Source organism: Streptomyces sp. NBC_00659 (assembly GCF_036226925.1).
In the GTDB taxonomy this organism is placed as follows: Bacteria; Actinomycetota; Actinomycetes; order Streptomycetales; family Streptomycetaceae; genus Streptomyces.
This window is the reverse complement of sequence record NZ_CP109031.1, coordinates 7568230-7586565: the sequence shown is the minus strand read 5'-3', so window position 1 is coordinate 7586565 and position 18336 is coordinate 7568230. Positions and strand designations below refer to the sequence as shown.

Genomic DNA, 18336 nt, shown 5'->3' with positions numbered 1-18336 from the left:
TACGTTCGGGGCATGCCCCAGCCCGCCAAGTCCTCACGTACACCAGCCACGCCCGACGCGCCGGAGAGCGCCGCGGGCAGTCGCGCGGCGGCCCAACGCCTCAAGATGCGCCGGGAACTGGCGGCCGCGGCCATGGAGCTGTTCGCCGCCAAGGGGTACGAGGCGACCACCGTCGACGAGATCGCGGCCCAGGCCGGAGTGGCCCGCCGGACGTTCTTCCGCCACTTCCGCTCCAAGGAAGAGGCGATCTTCCCCGATCACGACGACACCCTGATCCGGGCCGAGGCGGTGCTGAACGCGGCGCCCCCGCACGAGCATCCGCTCGACACCGTGTGCCGCGGCATCAAGGAAGTCATGAAGATGTACGCGGCCCAGCCGGAGATCTCCGTCTCCCGCTACAAGCTGACGCGCGAGGTGCCGACGCTGCGCGAGGCCGAGATCGCCTCGGTGGCCCGCTACGAGCGGCTCTTCACGCGCTATCTGCTGGGCCATTTCGACGAGCACGCGCACGACGACGACGCCAACGACGATCCGCTGCTCGCCGAGGTCGCCGCGTCGGCCGTGGTCACGGCCCACAACCACGTCCTGCGGCGGTGGCTTCGGGCCGGCGGCCAGGGCGACGTGGAGTCCCAGCTGGACCACGCCTTCGCGATCGTCCGCAAGACCTTCGGCACCGGGATCGGCGCGGGACGGGAGACCGCGCCGCGACAGGCGCCGGCGTCGTCCTTCACCGAAGGGGACGTCCTGGTGACCGTCGCCCGAGTCGACGCACCGCTGGACCAGGTGATGCGCACCATCGAGCAGGCTCTCAAGGAACGGTCGTAGCGACCCGCCGCACATCGACGGCCCACTTCTCCGACCGCGCGCCGGACACGCTCACTTCGAGCGCGTCCGGCGTTTTTTGTGCCCCGCTTTGAGTGCTTTGCACCCCGATCCGATCGATCATCGCTCACTTGTTACGTAAAGATTTCACCTGAGCGCAACTTCTGGCACTCCGTGCCTTGTCAGGTGACACGGCGTGCCATACGTTGAAGGAGTCCGGGCGGCCGGCGTGCAGAGACCATACGTACGCCGGCTGTCCCCGCAAGCCCCATGGGCCTGCGCGCCCGGACGCCTGCGTCACAGGCAACCTCCCGCGCCAACCACAGCGCCGCCACAGCACCACCTCCGCCGAACCGACGGCACACCCCTCAGCAGCACCGACGTAACCCTCAGCGTTCCCCCTCAGAACGCGCATCGCCGGAGGCAACACCGTGAAGGAAATCCTGGACGCGATTCAGTCGCAGACGGCCACGGCCGCCGACTTCGCCGCAATTCCGCTCCCCGAGTCCTACCGCGCGATCACCGTGCACAAGGACGAGACGGAGATGTTCGCCGGGCTCAGCAGCCGCGACAAGGACCCCCGCAAGTCGATCCACCTGGACGACGTTCCGGTGCCGGAACTCGGCCCGGGCGAGGCCCTGGTCGCGGTGATGGCCTCCTCCGTGAACTACAACTCGGTCTGGACGTCGATCTTCGAGCCGGTGTCGACCTTCAACTTCCTGGAGCGCTACGGGCGGCTCAGCGACCTCAGCAAGCGCCACGACCTGCCGTACCACATCATCGGTTCGGACCTCGCGGGCGTCGTCCTGCGCACCGGCCCGGGAGTCAACTCCTGGAAGCCCGGCGACGAGGTCGTCGCGCACTGTCTGTCCGTCGAGCTGGAGTCCTCCGACGGCCACAACGACACGATGCTCGACCCCGAGCAGCGCATCTGGGGCTTCGAGACCAACTTCGGCGGCCTCGCCGAGATCGCGCTCGTCAAGTCCAACCAGCTGATGCCCAAGCCGGACCACCTGAGCTGGGAGGAGGCCGCCGCCCCCGGGCTGGTGAACTCCACCGCCTACCGGCAGCTCGTCTCCCGCAACGGCGCCGGCATGAAGCAGGGCGACAACGTCCTGATCTGGGGCGCGAGCGGCGGACTCGGCTCGTACGCCACGCAGTTCGCGCTCGCCGGCGGTGCCAACCCGATCTGCGTCGTCTCCAGCGAGCAGAAGGCGGACATCTGCCGCTCGATGGGCGCCGAGGCGATCATCGACCGCAACGCCGAGGGCTACAAGTTCTGGAAGGACGAGCACACCCAGGACCCGAAGGAGTGGAAGCGCTTCGGCAAGCGCATCCGCGAGTTCACCGGCGGCGAGGACATCGACATCGTCTTCGAGCACCCGGGCCGTGAGACCTTCGGCGCCTCGGTCTACGTCACCCGCAAGGGCGGCACCATCACCACCTGCGCCTCGACCTCGGGCTACATGCACGAGTACGACAACCGCTACCTGTGGATGTCGCTGAAGCGGATCATCGGCTCGCACTTCGCGAACTACCGCGAGGCCTGGGAGGCCAACCGGCTCGTCGCCAAGGGCAAGATCCACCCGACGCTCTCCAAGGTCTACTCCCTGGAGGACACCGGGCAGGCCGCCTACGACGTGCACCGCAACCTCCACCAGGGCAAGGTCGGCGTGCTCGCGCTGGCGCCCGAGGAGGGCCTGGGCGTGCGCGACCAGGAGAAGCGCGCCCAGCACATCGACGCCATCAACCGCTTCCGGAACGTCTGAGGTCCATCCATGACAGAGCGTCAGACAGCCGACGGGCAGAAGGTCAAGGACCGGCCGTGGCTCATGCGGACGTACGCCGGCCACTCCACGGCCGAGGCGTCCAACGAGTTGTACCGGCGCAACCTCGCCAAGGGGCAGACAGGGCTCTCCGTGGCCTTCGACCTGCCGACGCAGACCGGCTACGACCCCGACCACATCCTCGCCCGCGGCGAGGTCGGCCGGGTCGGCGTGCCGGTCTCCCACCTCGGTGACATGCGCCGGCTGTTCCAGGACATCCCCCTGGAGCAGATGAACACCTCGATGACGATCAACGCCACCGCCATGTGGCTGCTGGCGCTCTATCAGGTCGTCGCCGAGGAGCAGGGCGCCGACATCACCAAGCTCCAGGGGACGACCCAGAACGACATCGTGAAGGAGTACCTCTCGCGGGGGACGCACGTCTTCCCGCCGGTGCCCTCCCTCCGTCTCACGACGGACATGATCACGTACACGGTCAACCACATCCCCAAGTGGAACCCGATCAACATCTGCAGCTACCACCTGCAGGAGGCGGGCGCCACGCCGGTCCAGGAGATCGCGTACGCGATGTCCACCGCGATCGCCGTCCTGGACGCGGTGTTCGCGTCCGGGCAGATCGCCGAGGACCGCAAGGGCGAGGTCGTGGCCCGTATCTCCTTCTTCGTGAACGCGGGTGTCCGCTTCATCGAGGAGATGTGCAAGATGCGGGCGTTCGGGCGGATCTGGGACAAGATCACGCGCGAGCGGTACGGCATCGAGGACCCCAAGCAGCGGCGCTTCCGGTACGGCGTCCAGGTCAACTCCCTCGGCCTGACCGAGGCGCAGCCGGAGAACAACGTCCAGCGGATCGTGCTGGAGATGCTGGCCGTCACCCTGTCCAAGGACGCCCGCGCGCGTGCCGTCCAACTGCCCGCCTGGAACGAGGCGCTGGGCCTGCCCCGCCCGTGGGACCAGCAGTGGTCGCTGCGCATCCAGCAGGTGCTGGCGCACGAGAGCGACCTGCTGGAGTACGAGGACATCTTCGAGGGCTCGCACGTCATCGAGGCCAAGGTGACGGCCCTCGTCGAGGAGTCGCTGGCCGAGATCGACCGGATCGAGGCGATGGGCGGCGCGATGGCCGCCGTCGAGTCCGGCTACCTCAAGTCGCAGCTCGTCTCCTCGCACGCCGAGCGCCGGGGCCGTATCGAGGGCGGCACCGACAAGATCGTCGGCGTCAACATCTTCCAGTCGACCGAGCCGAACCCGCTCACCGCCGACCTGGACGCGGCGATCATGACGGTCGACCCGGCGGTCGAGGCCCGGGTGATCTCCGCGCTGGGGACCTGGCGCGACACGCGCTACCAGCCGCCCTTCAACCACCCGCGCCCGTGCAAGGCGCTGGAGCGGCTGAAGGAGGCCGCGAAGGGCACCGCCAACCTCATGGAGGCCACCCTGGAGTGCGCCCGCGCCGGTGTCACCACCGGCGAGTGGGCCGGGGCCCTGCGCGAGGTGTTCGGCGAGTTCCGTGCCCCGACCGGTGTCTCGTCGGCGCCCGTCGCGGTCACCGCCGAGGAGGGCACCGCGCTCGCCCTGGTGCGCCGCAAGGTGGAGCTGACCGCCAAGGACATGAACGTCGGCAACCTCCGGTTCCTGGTGGGCAAGCCGGGCCTGGACGGGCACTCCAACGGCGCCGAGCAGATCGCCGTGCGGGCCCGCGACGCCGGGTTCGAGGTGGTCTACCAGGGCATCCGGCTCACCCCGGAGCAGATCGTGGACGCGGCCGTGGCCGAGGACGTGCACGCTGTCGGCCTGTCCATCCTGTCCGGCTCGCACGCCCAGCTGGTGCCGGACGTCCTGGAGAAGATGCGCGCGGCCGGCGCGGGCGACATTCCGGTGATCGCGGGCGGGATCATCCCGAACGCCGACGCCGAACAGCTGCGGGCCGCAGGAGTGGCCGCGGTCTTCACACCGAAGGACTTCGACATCACCGGAATCATCGGCCGTATCGTCGACGAGATCCGGAAAGCGAACAAGCTCGACCCCCTGGAGGTCCCCGCATGACCACGCCCGTCAACCGTCTGCGTCCGCGACGTTCCTGCCTGGCGGTGCCGGGCAGCAACCCCCGCTTCCTGGAGAAGGCCCAGGGGCTCCCCGCGGACCAGGTCTTCCTGGACCTGGAGGACGCGTGCGCGCCGCTGGCCAAGCCCGACGCCCGGCACACCATCGTCAAGTTCCTCAACGAGGGTGACTGGACCGGCAAGACGCGGGTCGTGCGCGTCAACGACTGGACCACCGAGTGGACGTACCGCGATGTCGTCACGGTCGTCGAGGGCGCCGGCCAGAACCTCGACTGCATCATGCTGCCGAAGGTCCAGACGGCCCAGCAGGTCGTGGCGCTGGATCTGCTGCTGACGCAGATCGAGAAGACGATGGGCTTCGAGGTCGGCAAGATCGGCATCGAGGCGCAGATCGAGAACGCCCAGGGCCTGAACAACGTCAACGAGATCGCCACGGCCTCGCAGCGCGTGGAGACGATCATCTTCGGCCCGGCCGACTTCATGGCGTCGATCAACATGAAGTCGCTCGTCGTGGGTGAGCAGCCGCCCGGCTACCCGGCGGACGCCTACCACTACATCCTGATGAAGATCCTGATGGCCGCGCGCGCCAACAACCTCCAGGCGATCGACGGTCCCTACCTCCAGATCCGCAACATCGACGGCTACCGCGCGGTCGCCCAGCGCGCCGCCGCCCTCGGCTTCGACGGCAAGTGGGTGCTGCACCCGGGTCAGGTGGAGGCCTCGAACGAGATCTTCTCCCCCTCGCAGGAGGACTTCGACCACGCCGAGCTGATCCTGGACGCGTACGACTACTACACGTCCGAGGCGGGCGGCAAGAAGGGCTCCGCGATGCTCGGTGACGAGATGATCGACGAGGCCAGCCGCAAGATGGCGCTCGTCATCTCGGGCAAGGGCCGGGCCGCCGGCATGCAGCGCACCACCTCGTTCGAAGCCCCGGAGGCCTGAGCACCATGCAGTTCGGACGCACCTACGAAGAGTTCGAGGTCGGGGCGGTCTACAAGCACTGGCCCGGGAAGACGGTCACGGAGTACGACGACCACCTCTTCTGTCTGCTGACCATGAACCACCACCCCCTCCACATGGACAGCAACTATGCGGAGAAGACGACCGATTTCGGCAAGAACGTCGTCGTGGGCAACTACATCTACTCGCTGCTCCTCGGCATGTCCGTGCCGGACGTCTCGGGCAAGGCGATCGCCAACCTGGAGGTCGAGTCACTGAAGCACGTGGCGCCGACCTTCCACGGCGACACGATCTACGGCGAGACCACGGTCCTCGACAAGACGCCCTCCCGGTCCAAGTCGGACCGCGGGATCGTCTACGTGGAGACCAAGGGCTACAAGCAGGACGGCACGCTGGTCTGCGTGTTCCGCCGCAAGGTCATGGTCCCCACCGAGACGTACATCAAGGAGCGCGGCGGCGAGCAGCCCGGCCGGCCCGAACTCACCGCACCCGCGGAAAAGAAGACGGAGAAGTAGTCATGGCGCGACTCGCCCAGACCGCCGGTCTGACCGACGTCCAGCAGGAGATCCTCTCCACCGTCCGCGATTTCGTGGACAAGGAGATCATCCCGGTCGCGAACGAGCTGGAGCACCGCGACGAGTACCCGCAAGCGATCGTCGACGGCCTCAAGGAGCTGGGCCTCTTCGGGCTGATGATCCCCGAGGAGTACGGCGGTCTCGGCGAGTCCCTCCTCACGTACGCGCTGTGCGTCGAGGAGATCGCCCGCGGCTGGATGTCGGTCTCCGGCATCATCAACACCCACTTCATCGTGGCGTACATGCTCAAGCAGCACGGGACGCAGGAGCAGAAGGACTACTTCCTGCCCCGCATGGCGCTCGGTGAGACGCGCGGCGCCTTCTCGATGTCGGAGCCGGCGCTCGGCTCGGATGTGTCGGCGATCACATCCAAGGCGGTCAAGGACGGCGACGAGTACGTCCTGAACGGCCAGAAGATGTGGCTGACGAACGGTGGATCATCGAATCTGGTGGCCGTTCTCGTCCGGAGTGACGAAGGACACCCCGAGGGCACGGCGCCCCACAAGTCGATGACGACCTTCCTCGTGGAGAAGGAGCCCGGCTTCGGAGAGGTCCGCCCCGGCCTCACCATCCCCGGGAAGATCGACAAGATGGGTTACAAGGGCGTCGACACGACCGAACTCATCATGGACGGACTGCGCATTCCGGCCAATCGGGTCCTCGGCGGCACCACCGGCCGAGGGTTTTACCAAATGATGGACGGAGTCGAGGTCGGCCGCGTCAATGTCGCGGCTCGTGGCTGCGGCGTCGCACAGCGTGCATTTGAGCTCGGCGTCTCATACGCCCAGCAACGTCACACTTTCGGCAAGGCCATCGCTCAGCACCAGGCGATCCAGTTCAAGTTGGCCGAGATGGCTACCAAGGTCGAGGCCGCCCATGCAATGATGGTGAACGCGGCTCGCAAAAAGGACTCCGGGGAACGAAACGACCTCGAAGCAGGGATGGCGAAGTACCTCGCCTCCGAGTACTGCAAAGAGGTCGTGGAAGATGCTTTCCGGATCCATGGCGGCTACGGCTTCTCCAAGGAGTACGAGATCGAACGCCTCTACCGTGAGGCGCCGATGCTGCTGATCGGCGAGGGTACCGCCGAGATCCAGAAAATGATCATCGGGCGCCGACTGCTCGAAGAGTATCGACTCCAGGGCTAGATGTCCGGGTTCGGGGTGTTTTCTTCGCGAAAAAGATCACACCCCGTCAGCTCTCTTCAGCCGTCGACTCCGCATCTTGGCTTGCCCAGTTGCGGTCTGCGACCGGTACGATCGCGTGAAAGCCGCCGTCCCCCGTTCGAGCGCGGCATCATCCGCTACGAAGGTCATCCATGCCCCACAGCCAAACCTCTGCACCTCGCGGCCGGGTCCGCCTCGCGCGCGGAGCATCGCCGTGGCTTCTCCCGACCGTTGCCACCGCAGCACTCAGCCTGGCCCGTTCGCGCCGTTCCGGCGCGGCCAAGGCCGTGGCCGTACCCGCCACCGCGCTCGCGGCCGGGATGCTGTGGTTCTTCCGCGACCCCGAGCGTGAGATCACGCAGGGCCGGGTCATCTCGCCCGCCGACGGAGTGGTGCAGAGCATCATGCCGTGGAAGGACGGGCGCACCCGCGTCGCGATCTTCATGAGCCCGCTCAACGTCCACGTCAACCGCGCGCCACTCTCCGGCACGGTGACGTCGGTCGAGCACATCCCCGGTGGGTTCGTCCCGGCGTTCAACAAGGAGAGCGAGAACAACGAGCGCGTCGTCTGGCACTTCGACACCGAGCTCGGTGACATCGAGATGATCCAGATCGCCGGCGCCGTCGCCCGTCGCATCGTGCCCTACATCCCGCAGGGGACGAAGGTCGAGCAGGGTGAGCGGATCGGCCTGATCCGCTTCGGCTCTCGCGTGGACATCTACCTCCCCGAGGGTGTCGAGGTCGACGTGGAGGTCGGTCAGAAGACCGTGGCTGGGGTGACTCGAATTGACCGTGATTGATCCCGAGACACAGGCCGGCTGGGTTCCGGAGGCCGATGAGGTGGACGACGACGAGGAGATGCCTCTCTCGCTCCGCCTCTCGATAGCGGACACGCTCACGCTGGGCAACGCGACCTGCGGCTTCATGGCGGTGTACTACACCACCACCGGCATCCTGATCCCGCACCTCACGGGCAGCGACGAGTCGGGCATGGCCCGTCACTCCGCCGCGACGGCCGTGATCCTCATGCTCTGCGCCGCGATCTTCGACCTGTTCGACGGCCTGGTGGCCCGCAAGCTGCGCTCCTCCCCCATGGGCGCCGAGCTGGACAACCTGTCCGACCTGATCAGCTTCGGTCTCGCACCGGCGTACTTCGTGCTGGTCTACGGCATGGTCGCGGACGACGCCTACCAGAAGGTGGCGGCGGTCGGAGCGATCGTGGTGCTCCTGGCCGTGGTGCTGAGGCTCGCGAGATTCTCCTGCGTCACGGTGAAGGACGGCACGTTCCAGGGCATGCCGAGCCCGTTCGGCGCGCTGACGGTGGTCTCGATCATCCTGCTGGAGCTCCCCTTCGTCGCCACGCTCATGGCGATCATGGGCACCGCGTGGCTGATGGTGAGCCGGGTCGAGTACCCCAAGCCGCGTGGCCGCCTCGCGGTGGCGATGCTCTCCTGGATCGTGCTCTCGATGGCGCTCCTGGCGGCCTGGGCGTTCGACGCCCCCGGCGGCCAGCTGCTCCTCCAGACCGGTTGCGCGCTCCAGCTGGTCATGGGCGCGGTGATCCCGCTGTTCGCCACGGCCCGCCGGGTGAACAACTTCCGGGGCAACCGACGTGAGGCGCGAGCCGCACAGCTCCCGTAACACCCCGTACGACGCCGAAGGGCCCCGAACCACACGGTTCGGGGCCCTTCCGCTGTGCGGACCCACTGCGCTCCCGCGCGGGAGCGCAGTGGGTCATGCGCCGGGCGTGCGCCGGAGTCAGGCGCCGGGTGTGTACCCCTGGGCGACGGACGAGGCCTCCGCCTCACGGACGACCTTCATCCCGCCCACGGCGTTCTTGTCGGGCTGGAGGATGACGCTCTCCTTCGACGACGCCGACTTCGGGTCGGTGAAGTCCTGCGGGATGCCGAACCCCGTGTCGAGGGCGTCGATGGTCAGCAGGGCCTTGTCGACGCCCTCACGGGTGAGGTCCTTGGCCGCGCAGGCCTTCTTCAGCGCCTCGCCGAACGCCGTCGCGGCCGTCCAGCCGGCCACCACGCCGTTGTCCAGGGAGTCCTTCGGATAGGCGGCCTTGTAGTCCGCGACCAGCTTCTTCGCCTTCGGGGTGTCCGCTCCGATCGGCAGCGAGGGGTTCGCGACGTAGTAGTTCGCCTCCAGCGCCGGGGCCGCCGCGGTGGCCAGGAGCTGCGGGGCGAACGCCGAGTTGTTGCCGATGATCGGCACATTGAACTTGCCGGCCGCCGCGACCCCGACGAGCGAGGCCGCCTGCCGCGGTCCCGCGCTGATCACGACGGCCTTCACCCCGGCCTTCTTCAGCGCGACGACCTGACCGGTCATGTCGTTGTCCGTGGGTTTGATCTTCTGCTCGACGACCTTGAGCCCCGACTGCTTCGCCATGTACCGGGAGCCCGTCAGAGCGTTCTCTCCGTAGTCGCCCTCGAAGTACACATGGCCGATGCTGTCGCCCTTCTTCAGGCCCTTCTCCTTCATCAGGAAGTCGATCGCGTTGATCGTCTCGATGTCGTACGTGGAGCCGATGGGCCGGATGTACGGGCTGCCCAGCAGGGTGGCCGACCAGGCCTGCGGCAGGACCAGGGCCTTGTCCTGGCCGTCGATGCGCTGCTTGACGGCCGCGACGAACGGCGAGCCGATGAACTGGGTGAAGCCCAGCACCTTCGGTGCCAGCTCCGTGTAGCCGGAGACGGCCTTCTGCGGGTCGTAGCCGTGGTCGCGGACCGTGAGCGCCAGCTTGTAGCCGCAGACGCCGCCGGCGGCGTTGGTCTGCTTCACATAGAGCTGCTGGGCCTGGGTGACGCTCTTGCCGAGCGTCGCGTAGACACCGCTCATGTCGGTGAGCACTCCGAGGCTGATCGTCTTCCCGGAGATCCCCTCACCGGTCTTCACGCCGCCGGCCGACTGCTTGTCGCCGCCGTCGTCCTTGGCCTTGGAGCTGCATCCGGCCAGCACGAGCAGGGCGGCCAGCGCCCCGGCGGCCAGCCGCGCGGTGTGTGTCGTTCTCATCGTTCCTCCCCTGGAGTGGCCCCGGGACGGGGCTTGACGCGAAGCCGGGCGGCCACCCTGACCAGGCCGCCCGGAAGAAAGAGCACCACCGCCACGACGGCGGCGCCGTACAGGTACCGGGCCGCCTCACCCGGCGCGATCCCGCCCATGCCCGGGTCGGAGACCAGGGGAAGGGTGTCGCTGTAGCGGGTCAGCAGCTGGGGCAGCAGCGAGACGAACACGGCCCCGGCGACCGCCCCGGCCACCGAGCCGAGCCCGCCGATGACGATCATGGCGAGATAGTCGAGCGAGAGAGTGATCCCGAAGTAGTCGGGCACCGTGCGCTGGAAGACCAGGGCGAGCAGCACCCCGGCCAGGCCCGCGTACATCGAGGACAGGACGAAGACACCGGCGCGGTACCGGGCGACGGGCACGCCGATCACCCCGGCCGCGATCCGGTGGTCGCGGATCGCGTTCATCGCCCGGCCGGGCCGGCCGCGCAGCACCCCTCGGGCGAAGAGCCCGCAGCCGAGGAGCAGCAGCAGACCCACGTACCAGAGCTTCTCGGCCGAGCCGAAGGGCACGTTCGCGACGACCAGCTCGCGGTCGTCGAAGGTGAGCCCGAAGAGGCTGAGCGGCGGTACGTCGCGGCCGTTGAAGCCGCCCGTCAGATCCCGGGCGTTGAACAGGACGTGCTGGCCGATGAAGATCAGGGCGAGCGTGGCGATGCCGAGGTAGGCGCCGCGCAGCCGTCCCGCGATCGGGCTGAACAGGCCCCCGGCGATCCCGGAGACGGCCACGGCGAGCACGGCCGCGAGCCAGGCGGGCAGTCCGAGCCCGGTCAGCCCGTCGCCCCCGTCGGCGGCGAACACGCAGTACCCGTAGGCGCCGACCGCGAGGAAGAAGGCGTGCCCCATGGAGAGCTGTCCGGTCGCGCCGGTCAGGAGGTTCAGGCCGATGGCGCCGATCGCGGCGGCCATCGCGAACAGTCCGGCCTGCAGCCAGAAGCGGTCGACGTAGAAGGGCAGCGCGAGCAGCAGGACGGCGCCGGCCGTCCCGGCGGCGGTCCGGGCCGCGGGGAGCCGGATCGTGCGCCGGCGGGCGGGGCGGGAGGCGCTGCCCGCCTCGTCGTGGGTGAGGACCTCAGACACGGGCGAGCTCCTTCGTGCCGAACAGCCCGGCGGGCCGGATGAGCAGGATCGCGACCATGACCACGTAGGGCGCGAGGTCGCCGAGGCCGCGCCCGAGGAAGGTGAGGTCGCTCTGGTAGCCGGTGGCCAGGGACTCGGTGACGCCGACGAGGAGTCCGCCGACCAGCGCGCCGGTGGTCGAGTCGAGGCCGCCGAGGATCGCCGCGGGGAACGCCTTGAGCGCGGCCAGCGAGGTGGCACGTTCCAGCCCGGGTGTCGGGAAGACGGTCAGGAACAGCGCGGCGACGGCCGCGAGGCCGCCGGCCACCGCCCAGGCCCCCAGCGACACCCGGCCGAGCCGGACCCCCATCAGGGCGGCGGTCTCCGGGCTCTCCGCGGCGGCGCGCATCGCCACGCCCCAGGACGTGTAGCGGAAGGCCAGCAGGAAGGCCGTGATGAGCAGGGCCGCCGCGACGAACGCCGCGATCCGGGTGTGGGCGATGGAGACAGGGCCGACGGTGAGGACGGCGTTGCCCCAGGGGTCGCCCAGCGCCAGCACGTCCGTGCCGATCCGCCGGGTCAGTTCGGTGGTGAGCAGGATGTCGACGCCGATGGTGACGATGGCGAGGACGCTCTGGTCGGAGCCCCGGTAGCGGCGCATCACCAGGAACTCCACGGCGGCCCCCACCAGCGCGGCGCCCGCGACCCCGGCGAGCAGGGCGGGCCAGAAGCCGATGTCGTCGTGGAGGGTCGCGGTGACATAGCCGCCCGCGAGCAGCAGGGAGGCGTGCGCGAAGTTGACGACCTCGGTGGCCCGGAAGATGACGACGAAGCCCAGGGCGATGAGGGCGTAGACGGAGCCCATGGACAGGCCGTTGAGCAGGAGTTCGACGAAGGTGCTCATGACGCGGTCTCCTCTGGCTCGGCGCGCTCGCCCAGATAGGCACGCACCACCGCCGGATCGTTCTGTACGTCTGCGGGGGCGCCGTCGGCGATCCGGCGCCCGAAGTCGAGTACGGTCACCGCGTCCGCGAGCCGCATCACCACCCCCATGTCGTGTTCCACGAGCACGATCGAGATGCCGAGGCTGTCGCGGACCCCCGCCACGACCGCGGCGGTCCGGCGCCGTTCGTCGGCGGTCATGCCGGCGACGGGTTCGTCCAGGAGCAGGACCCGGGGTTCCATGCACAGGGCCCGGGCGAGCTCGGCGAGCTTCTGCTGCCCGTACGGGAGCGAACCGGCGGGCCGGCCGAGCTGTCGCTGAAGGCCCACGAACGCGGCGATCTCGCGGACGCGTTCGCGGTGGCGCCGGTCCTCGCGGACCGCCGAGGGCAGCCGCAGACCTGCGGCGAGGAATCCGGCGCGGGTCAGCCGGTGCCGGCCGAGCATCAGGCAGTCCTCGACCGTGGCGTGCGCGGGCAGGGCGAGGTTCTGGAAGATCCGGGCCACGCCGAGCCCGGCGATCTGGTGGGGCGGCAGGCCGGTGAGCTCCTGCTCCCCGAGGCGGACGCTTCCGGCGGCGGGCCGGCACACACCGGACAGCACGTTGAAGCAGGTGGACTTCCCGGCCCCGTTCGGGCCGATGAGGGCGTGCACGGTGCCCGGCCGCACGGTGAAGCTCACCGCGTCGAGCGCCGTCAGCCCGGCGAAGCGGACGGTCACGTCCCGGACGTCGAGCGGCGGGATGCCGGAGGGCACTGACTCCGGAGCCTCCGGTCGGGCCTTCGCGGCCTGCGGAGCGGCCGGGCGGGCCGACGCGGTTGCCGGAACGGCCGGGCGGGTTGGCGCGGTTGCCGGAACGGCCGGGCGGGTTGGCGCGTTGTCGCGTTCTTCCATGGTGGGTTCACCCCTTCCAGCGGGTCAGGGACGGAAGGCCGTCGGGCGTGGCCGCCCCGTCGGCCGCGGCGTCCTCGTCGACCACGCCGAGATAGCGGCGGCGCACCTCGTCGGAGGCGGCGAGTTCGTCCGCGGGACCGGACAGCGTGACCTCGCCGACCTCCAGGACGTAGGCACGGGACGCGAGGCGCAGGGCCAGGGCGGCGTTCTGTTCGACGAGCAGGACGGAGGTGCCCTGTTCGTTGATCTCCCGCACGGTGTCGGCGATCCGCGCGGCCATCAGCGGAGCGAGCCCGAGGGAGGGCTCGTCGAGCAGCAGCACCCTGGGAGCGCCCATGAGCGCCCGGCCGACCGCGAGCATCTGCTGTTCCCCGCCGGACAGCAGCCCCGCCCGCTGGTCGGCACGGTCGGCGAGGACGGGGAACAGCTCGTGCACCCGCCGCAGGGCGCGCGCCCTGCCGACGCGGCCGCCGGTGCCGCCGAGGGCGCCGGCGCGCAGATTGTCCGCGACCGTCATCCGGCTGAACACCCGCCGCCCTTCCGGGACCTGGGACACCCCGGCGGCCACCACCCGGTCCGGCGGCAGCCGGTCCAGCGGGCGTCCGCCGAGAGTGACCGTGCCACCGGTGACCGCTCCCCCGTGGAAGGAGAGGGTCCGGCACACCGCCCGCAGCAGCGTCGTCTTGCCCGCGCCGTTGCCGCCGAGGACCGTCACCACGGATGCCTCGGGCACCTCCAACGACACATGACGCAGTGCGCGTACGGGGCCGTATCCGACCGACAGTTCCCGCACGAGCAGAGCGGAACCGCCCATGGCATCTCCCTTGTCCTCGCTCGGTGTGGCGCTCACCTCAGCACCGGCGGAGACCCCCGTCCACGGGCTGCGGCCGAAACGCGGCGGGAGCCCACCGGTGGCGCCCGCCCGTTGTGCACGCGCACAACACCGCGTGTCAGGGGCCTGTGCGACCCCGTGTTCCGGTGGCATCCTCCGGCCATGGGAGGGCGCAGACCGCGGACCGGTCATGACTGGAAGCTGCTCGCGGAGTCGTGTACGGCTCTGCTGGAACGGCTGCCCGAGCTCGTCGACGAGCACGTCAGGCAGCTCACCGAGTACTCCCCCGTCTACGGACAGGTGCTGCCGTACGACCAGCAGTGGCGGGAGGCGGAGACCGCGATGCGCATCGGCATCAAGGCGATCTCCGCGCCGCGGGACTCACCGCGCCGCGATCTGGAGCACGCCGAGGAGGCGGGTCGGCGGCGGGCCCACCAGGGGCTGCCGCTCGAACTCCTGGTGCACGCCTACCGTGCCGCGGGCTATCTGGTGTGGGACGCGCTGATGGAGAGCGCGGCGAGCCGGGAGCCCGAACGGCTCGCGGTGCTCATGCGCTGCGCCACGATGGTGTGGTCGGCCGTGGACGCGCAGGCCACGACCGCGTCGGAGTCCTACCTCGCCACGGAACGGGAGCTGCGGCGGCGCACGGACGAGCAGTTGCAGGCCCTGCTCGACGCGCTCCTTGAGGGCCAGGAGGCGCCGGGGCTCGCGGCGCGGGCGGCGGCCGGACTCGATCTGCCCGAACACGGACCGTATGCCGTCGTCGTGCTGCGGACGGAACGTCACGACGGACGGGACGTCTGCGTCCGGCCGATGGTGGGCGCGGGGCTGCGGTTCATCTGGCGGATGCGGGCCGACTGCGAGATCGCGGTGGTGGCGCTGGACGCCGGACAGGGCCTGGACGGGGTGGCCCGGCTGCTGGACGGACGGCGCTCGGGTCCGGGCGGCATCAGTCCCGTCGTCTCGGGTCTGGGCGAGCTGGGGCGGGCCCGGCGGTGGGCCGAACTGGCGCTGCGCACCTGTCCGCCGGACGCGACGGGTGTCGTACGCCTGGATCAGCGGATGCCGACGGCGCTCGTCGTGAGCCAGCCGGAGCTGGCGGCCCGGCTGGTGTCCGACGTGTTCGGCACGCTGCTCGAGCTCGAACCCGGGGACCGGGCCGTGCTGATCGAGACGCTGGACATGTGGCTGGCCTGCGAGGGTTCCGCGGGACGCGCGGCCGGACGTCTGTACTGCCACCGGAACACCGTGTTCAACCGCCTGCGCCGGCTGGAACAGCTCACCTCCCGCTCACTGGCCCGCCCCCGCGACCTGATCGAGATGACCCTGGCCCTGGACGCCTACCGGCTGGCGGGCGCCGCGCCGGTCACGGGGGCGGGACCGGGGGCGGGACCGGGGGCGGGACCGGGGCCGGGGCCGGGGCCTGGGCCGGGACGGTGAACCGGGGAGTGGCCGGTCCGCGGCACGGCCCACGACGCCGAGGACGGCGAGGACGACGACGGACCGTCCTCGGGCCGCGGTCCGAGGAGGGTGAACTCCCCGGACCGCGGTCCGAGAACGGCGAACGCCTCGGGCGGCCGGTCCGAGAACGGCGAACGCCTCGGGTGGCGGGTCCGCGCGGGCGGATCGGGCCTCAGGCCAGGCCGATCGGCCCTCAGACCAGGAAGTCCCGCCCGATGTTCTCCGCCACCCGCTCCAGGATCGGGCCGGCGTCGGCGATGCACCGCGCGATGTCGGGCTCGGCCTCGGTGAGGGGGTAGGCCCGCCGGATGCCGGCCCTGCCGAGCGCCTCGGGCCGGAGCGCGAGGCGGCCGCAGACCGCGACGACCTCCTTGCCCCCTGCCCGGGCGGCCGCCGCGACCCCGGCGGGCGCCTTGCCGTGCAGGGTCTGCTCGTCCAGCGACCCCTCACCGGTGATCACCAGCGTGGCGCGCTCCAGCGCGGGCGCGAAGCCGAGCACGTCGAGCATCACCTCGATACCGGGCCGGAAGCGTGCGCCCAGGACCAGGGCCCCGTATCCGACTCCGCCCGCGGCACCGGCGCCGGGCGCGGAGGCGTACCCGGCGGCCTTCGGTCCAATCTCCTTCTCCAGGACACCGGCGAAATGGGCGAGTGCGCTGTCCAGCACCGCCACGTCGTCGGGACCGGCGCCCTTCTGGGGGCCGTAGACGGCGGGCGCGCCCGTCGGTCCGGTCAACGGGTTGTCCACGTCGCTGGCGAGGACGAGGTCGACCGCCGCGAACCGGTCGTCGAGGCCGGACAGATCGGCGCTCTCCACATCGCCCAGCGCGGCGCCTCCGGGAGCCACCGGCTCACCCTCCGCGTCGAGGAAACGCGCGCCGAGCGCGGAGAGCATGCCCGCCCCGCCGTCCGTCGTCGCGCTGCCACCCACGCCGAAGACGACGGTGTCGACACCGGCGTCCAGCGCGGCGCGCAACAGTTCCCCGGTGCCGTACGTCGAGGACGAGAGCGGCGCGAAGACGCCCCTGGGCAGCCGCTGGAGCCCGCTCGCCTCGGCCATCTCCACGACCGCCGTCCGCCCGCGCAGCGCGAACGCGGCCGTCACCTCGTGGCCCAGCGGTCCGGCGACGCGCACCTCGCGGCGCTCGAATCCGGCCGCGACCGCCGCGTCGACGGTGCCGTCGCCGCCGTCGGCCACGGGCAGCGACTCGATCTCGGCGTGCGGCGCGACCCGGCGCAGTCCCGCGGTCACCCGCTCCGCGACCTGTACGGCCGTCAGAGATCCCTTGAACTTGTCCGCCGCGATGAGCACACGCGGGGTCCGATCCACAGCTGCGTCCGCCACCTTGCATTCCCCTTGCTTCCGGGCCTTGCACATGTCAAGGCAGTCGCGCCGCTGCGACCATAGCCGGAGCGGACGCCCGCCGTCATGCCCCTGCCCAGCCTGCGGGACCGGCCCTGGGCCGGCCCGGGACCGGCGGCCGTCGATCCGTCCGGCGTGGACGTCTGCGGGCCCGGCGGCTCCCGGAACACCCGATTCCCTGCCTCCCCGGCGAGCACGCCCGCCCGGAATTGGGTAGACCGGAGCCATGACCCCTGTGGGAACCGACTTCGCCGACCGCGTCCTCGGGGGCTGGCTCGGCCGGATCGCGGGCAACATGCTCGGCAAGCCGGTCGAGCAGGGCGACCACTGGACGCGGGACCGGATCGACCGCTACCTGCGGCAGGCCGCCGCCCTGCCCCTGACCGACTATCTCCCCGGGCCCGCCGACGACGACGCGGGCGAGTTCGAGCTGCGGCCCGAGTGGCGCGACTGTGTGCGCGGCCGCATCCACGGCAGTTGCCGTGACGACGACGTGGACTACGCGATCCTCGGGCTCGACCTGCTGGAGACGCACGGCTTCTCGTTCAGCACCGAGCAGGTCGGTGACCTGTGGCTGACGCGGCTTCCGTATCTCCAGACGTTCACGGCGGAGCGCGCCGCCTACCGCAACCTCGCCAAGGGTCTGAAACCGCCGGTGACGGCGACGTACGAGAACCCGTACCAGGAATGGATCGGGGCGCTGATCCGCGCGGACGTCTACGGCTGGACGTCTCCGGGGCAGCCGCAGCGCGCGGCCTCCCTGGCCCGCCGTGACGCCGTCCTGTCCCACACGGGCAACGGCGTGTACGGCGCGATGTGGGCGGCGGCGCTGATCTCCGCGGCCTTCACCGCCCCCTCCGTCCGGGACGCGCTGGACACGGCGCTCACCGTGATCCCCGCGAGCAGTCGCCTGTCCCGCACCGTGCGCCGGGTGCTCGCGCTCCACGAGACCCGGATGACCTGGGAGGACACGCTCACCGCCGTGTCCGAGGAGACGGCGGGGATGGGCTGGATCCACGCGGTCCCGAACGCGGCGGTGCTGACCGCCGGGCTGCTGTACGGCGACGGGGACTTCACCCGCACCATCACGCTGACGGTCCGCGGCGGCCTGGACACCGACTCGAACGGCGCGACCGCGGGCTCCGTCGCGGGCGTCCTGTGCGGTGCGGAGGCGATCCCCCCGCAGTGGAAGGACCCGCTGGAGGACACGGTCCGCAGCGCGGTGTTCGGCTTCGACGGGGTACGGATCAGCGAGCTCGCGTCACGCACGGTCGCGCTGGCCGAAGCCTGAGCCCCGGGCCGCTGCCCGCTGCCCGCTGCCCGCTGGCCGCTGGCCGCTGGCCG

The 18336-nt window shown here is 70.4% G+C and carries 16 protein-coding genes; 10 read left to right on the top strand and 6 right to left on the bottom strand.

Annotated features, from left to right (window positions below):
• Positions 1-12: 12 nt before the first annotated feature.
• From OG410_RS33180 to pssA, 8 genes are all read left to right on the top strand, one after another.
• Entirely contained in the window at positions 13-825 is an 813-nt protein-coding gene (locus OG410_RS33180; RefSeq protein ID WP_328446423.1) for a TetR family transcriptional regulator, read from the top strand.
• A 428-nt stretch (positions 826-1253) separates the two neighbouring features.
• The gene (gene ccrA, locus OG410_RS33175; protein ID WP_329302474.1) at positions 1254-2591 is read left to right on the top strand and encodes a crotonyl-CoA carboxylase/reductase; all 1338 of its coding nucleotides are present in this window, start codon (positions 1254-1256) and stop codon (positions 2589-2591) included.
• A 9-nt stretch (positions 2592-2600) separates the two neighbouring features.
• Positions 2601-4649, top strand: a complete 2049-nt coding sequence (locus OG410_RS33170) for a protein meaA (RefSeq protein ID WP_329302473.1) — start codon at positions 2601-2603, stop codon at positions 4647-4649.
• Positions 4646-5611 (top strand): HpcH/HpaI aldolase/citrate lyase family protein, encoded by a 966-nt coding sequence (locus OG410_RS33165; RefSeq protein ID WP_326784643.1) that lies wholly within the window; start codon positions 4646-4648, stop codon positions 5609-5611. The genes OG410_RS33170 and OG410_RS33165 overlap by 4 nt, the downstream gene beginning before the upstream one ends.
• Positions 5612-5616: 5 nt before the next feature.
• Complete coding sequence (locus OG410_RS33160; RefSeq protein ID WP_261705053.1) at positions 5617-6144, top strand: MaoC family dehydratase; 528 nt, start codon at positions 5617-5619, stop codon at positions 6142-6144.
• Positions 6145-6146: 2 nt separating this feature from the next.
• On the top strand, positions 6147-7352 hold the full coding sequence (locus tag OG410_RS33155; RefSeq protein ID WP_329302472.1) for an acyl-CoA dehydrogenase family protein: 1206 nt from the start codon (positions 6147-6149) through the stop codon (positions 7350-7352).
• A gap of 170 nt (positions 7353-7522) precedes the next feature.
• Entirely contained in the window at positions 7523-8170 is a 648-nt protein-coding gene (locus OG410_RS33150) for a phosphatidylserine decarboxylase (protein ID WP_329302471.1), read from the top strand.
• A 58-nt stretch (positions 8171-8228) separates the two neighbouring features.
• Entirely contained in the window at positions 8229-9011 is a 783-nt protein-coding gene (gene pssA / locus OG410_RS33145; protein ID WP_329304320.1) for a CDP-diacylglycerol--serine O-phosphatidyltransferase, read from the top strand.
• 117 nt (positions 9012-9128) lie between these two features.
• Here pssA and OG410_RS33140 read toward each other — a convergent pair whose 3' ends face one another.
• From OG410_RS33140 to OG410_RS33120, 5 genes are all read right to left on the bottom strand, one after another.
• Positions 9129-10391, bottom strand: coding sequence for an ABC transporter substrate-binding protein (locus OG410_RS33140; protein WP_329302470.1), 1263 nt, complete (start codon positions 10389-10391; stop codon positions 9129-9131).
• Positions 10388-11521 (bottom strand): branched-chain amino acid ABC transporter permease, encoded by a 1134-nt coding sequence (locus tag OG410_RS33135; protein WP_443063825.1) that lies wholly within the window; start codon positions 11519-11521, stop codon positions 10388-10390. Before OG410_RS33135 ends, OG410_RS33140 begins: the two co-directional genes overlap by 4 nt.
• Positions 11514-12404, bottom strand: coding sequence for a branched-chain amino acid ABC transporter permease (locus OG410_RS33130; RefSeq protein ID WP_266763814.1), 891 nt, complete (start codon positions 12402-12404; stop codon positions 11514-11516). Before OG410_RS33130 ends, OG410_RS33135 begins: the two co-directional genes overlap by 8 nt.
• Entirely contained in the window at positions 12401-13186 is a 786-nt protein-coding gene (locus OG410_RS33125; RefSeq protein WP_443063925.1) for an ABC transporter ATP-binding protein, read from the bottom strand. The genes OG410_RS33130 and OG410_RS33125 overlap by 4 nt, the downstream gene beginning before the upstream one ends.
• 157 nt (positions 13187-13343) lie before the next feature.
• Complete coding sequence (locus tag OG410_RS33120; protein ID WP_329302468.1) at positions 13344-14150, bottom strand: ABC transporter ATP-binding protein; 807 nt, start codon at positions 14148-14150, stop codon at positions 13344-13346.
• A 180-nt stretch (positions 14151-14330) separates the two neighbouring features.
• On the opposite strand from OG410_RS33120, the gene OG410_RS33115 reads away from it, so the two are divergent.
• Positions 14331-15608 carry a PucR family transcriptional regulator gene (locus OG410_RS33115; protein ID WP_329302467.1) on the top strand — a complete coding sequence of 426 codons (1278 nt, stop codon included), beginning with the start codon at positions 14331-14333 and terminating at the stop codon, positions 15606-15608.
• Positions 15609-15822: 214 nt separating this feature from the next.
• On the opposite strand, the gene OG410_RS33110 is transcribed toward OG410_RS33115, so the two are convergent.
• Positions 15823-16941 carry a glycerate kinase gene (locus OG410_RS33110; RefSeq protein ID WP_329304318.1) on the bottom strand — a complete coding sequence of 373 codons (1119 nt, stop codon included), beginning with the start codon at positions 16939-16941 and terminating at the stop codon, positions 15823-15825.
• Between the two features lie 277 nt (positions 16942-17218).
• On the opposite strand from OG410_RS33110, the gene OG410_RS33105 reads away from it, so the two are divergent.
• Positions 17219-18283, top strand: a complete 1065-nt coding sequence (locus OG410_RS33105; RefSeq protein WP_329302466.1) for an ADP-ribosylglycohydrolase family protein — start codon at positions 17219-17221, stop codon at positions 18281-18283.
• Positions 18284-18336: the final 53 nt, after the last annotated feature.

Coding starts and splice junctions, on each gene's coding strand:
- OG410_RS33155 (WP_329302472.1), top strand. CDS start 6,147: ATGGCGCGACTCGCCCAGACCGCCGGTCTGACCGACGTCCAGCAGGAG.
- OG410_RS33120 (WP_329302468.1), bottom strand. CDS start 14,150: ATGGGCGGTTCCGCTCTGCTCGTGCGGGAACTGTCGGTCGGATACGGC.
- OG410_RS33140 (WP_329302470.1), bottom strand. CDS start 10,391: ATGAGAACGACACACACCGCGCGGCTGGCCGCCGGGGCGCTGGCCGCC.
- OG410_RS33115 (WP_329302467.1), top strand. CDS start 14,331: ATGGGAGGGCGCAGACCGCGGACCGGTCATGACTGGAAGCTGCTCGCG.
- OG410_RS33170 (WP_329302473.1), top strand. CDS start 2,601: ATGACAGAGCGTCAGACAGCCGACGGGCAGAAGGTCAAGGACCGGCCG.
- OG410_RS33105 (WP_329302466.1), top strand. CDS start 17,219: ATGACCCCTGTGGGAACCGACTTCGCCGACCGCGTCCTCGGGGGCTGG.
- OG410_RS33130 (WP_266763814.1), bottom strand. CDS start 12,404: ATGAGCACCTTCGTCGAACTCCTGCTCAACGGCCTGTCCATGGGCTCC.
- OG410_RS33165 (WP_326784643.1), top strand. CDS start 4,646: ATGACCACGCCCGTCAACCGTCTGCGTCCGCGACGTTCCTGCCTGGCG.
- OG410_RS33180 (WP_328446423.1), top strand. CDS start 13: ATGCCCCAGCCCGCCAAGTCCTCACGTACACCAGCCACGCCCGACGCG.
- OG410_RS33160 (WP_261705053.1), top strand. CDS start 5,617: ATGCAGTTCGGACGCACCTACGAAGAGTTCGAGGTCGGGGCGGTCTAC.
- pssA (WP_329304320.1), top strand. CDS start 8,229: ATGCCTCTCTCGCTCCGCCTCTCGATAGCGGACACGCTCACGCTGGGC.
- OG410_RS33150 (WP_329302471.1), top strand. CDS start 7,523: ATGCCCCACAGCCAAACCTCTGCACCTCGCGGCCGGGTCCGCCTCGCG.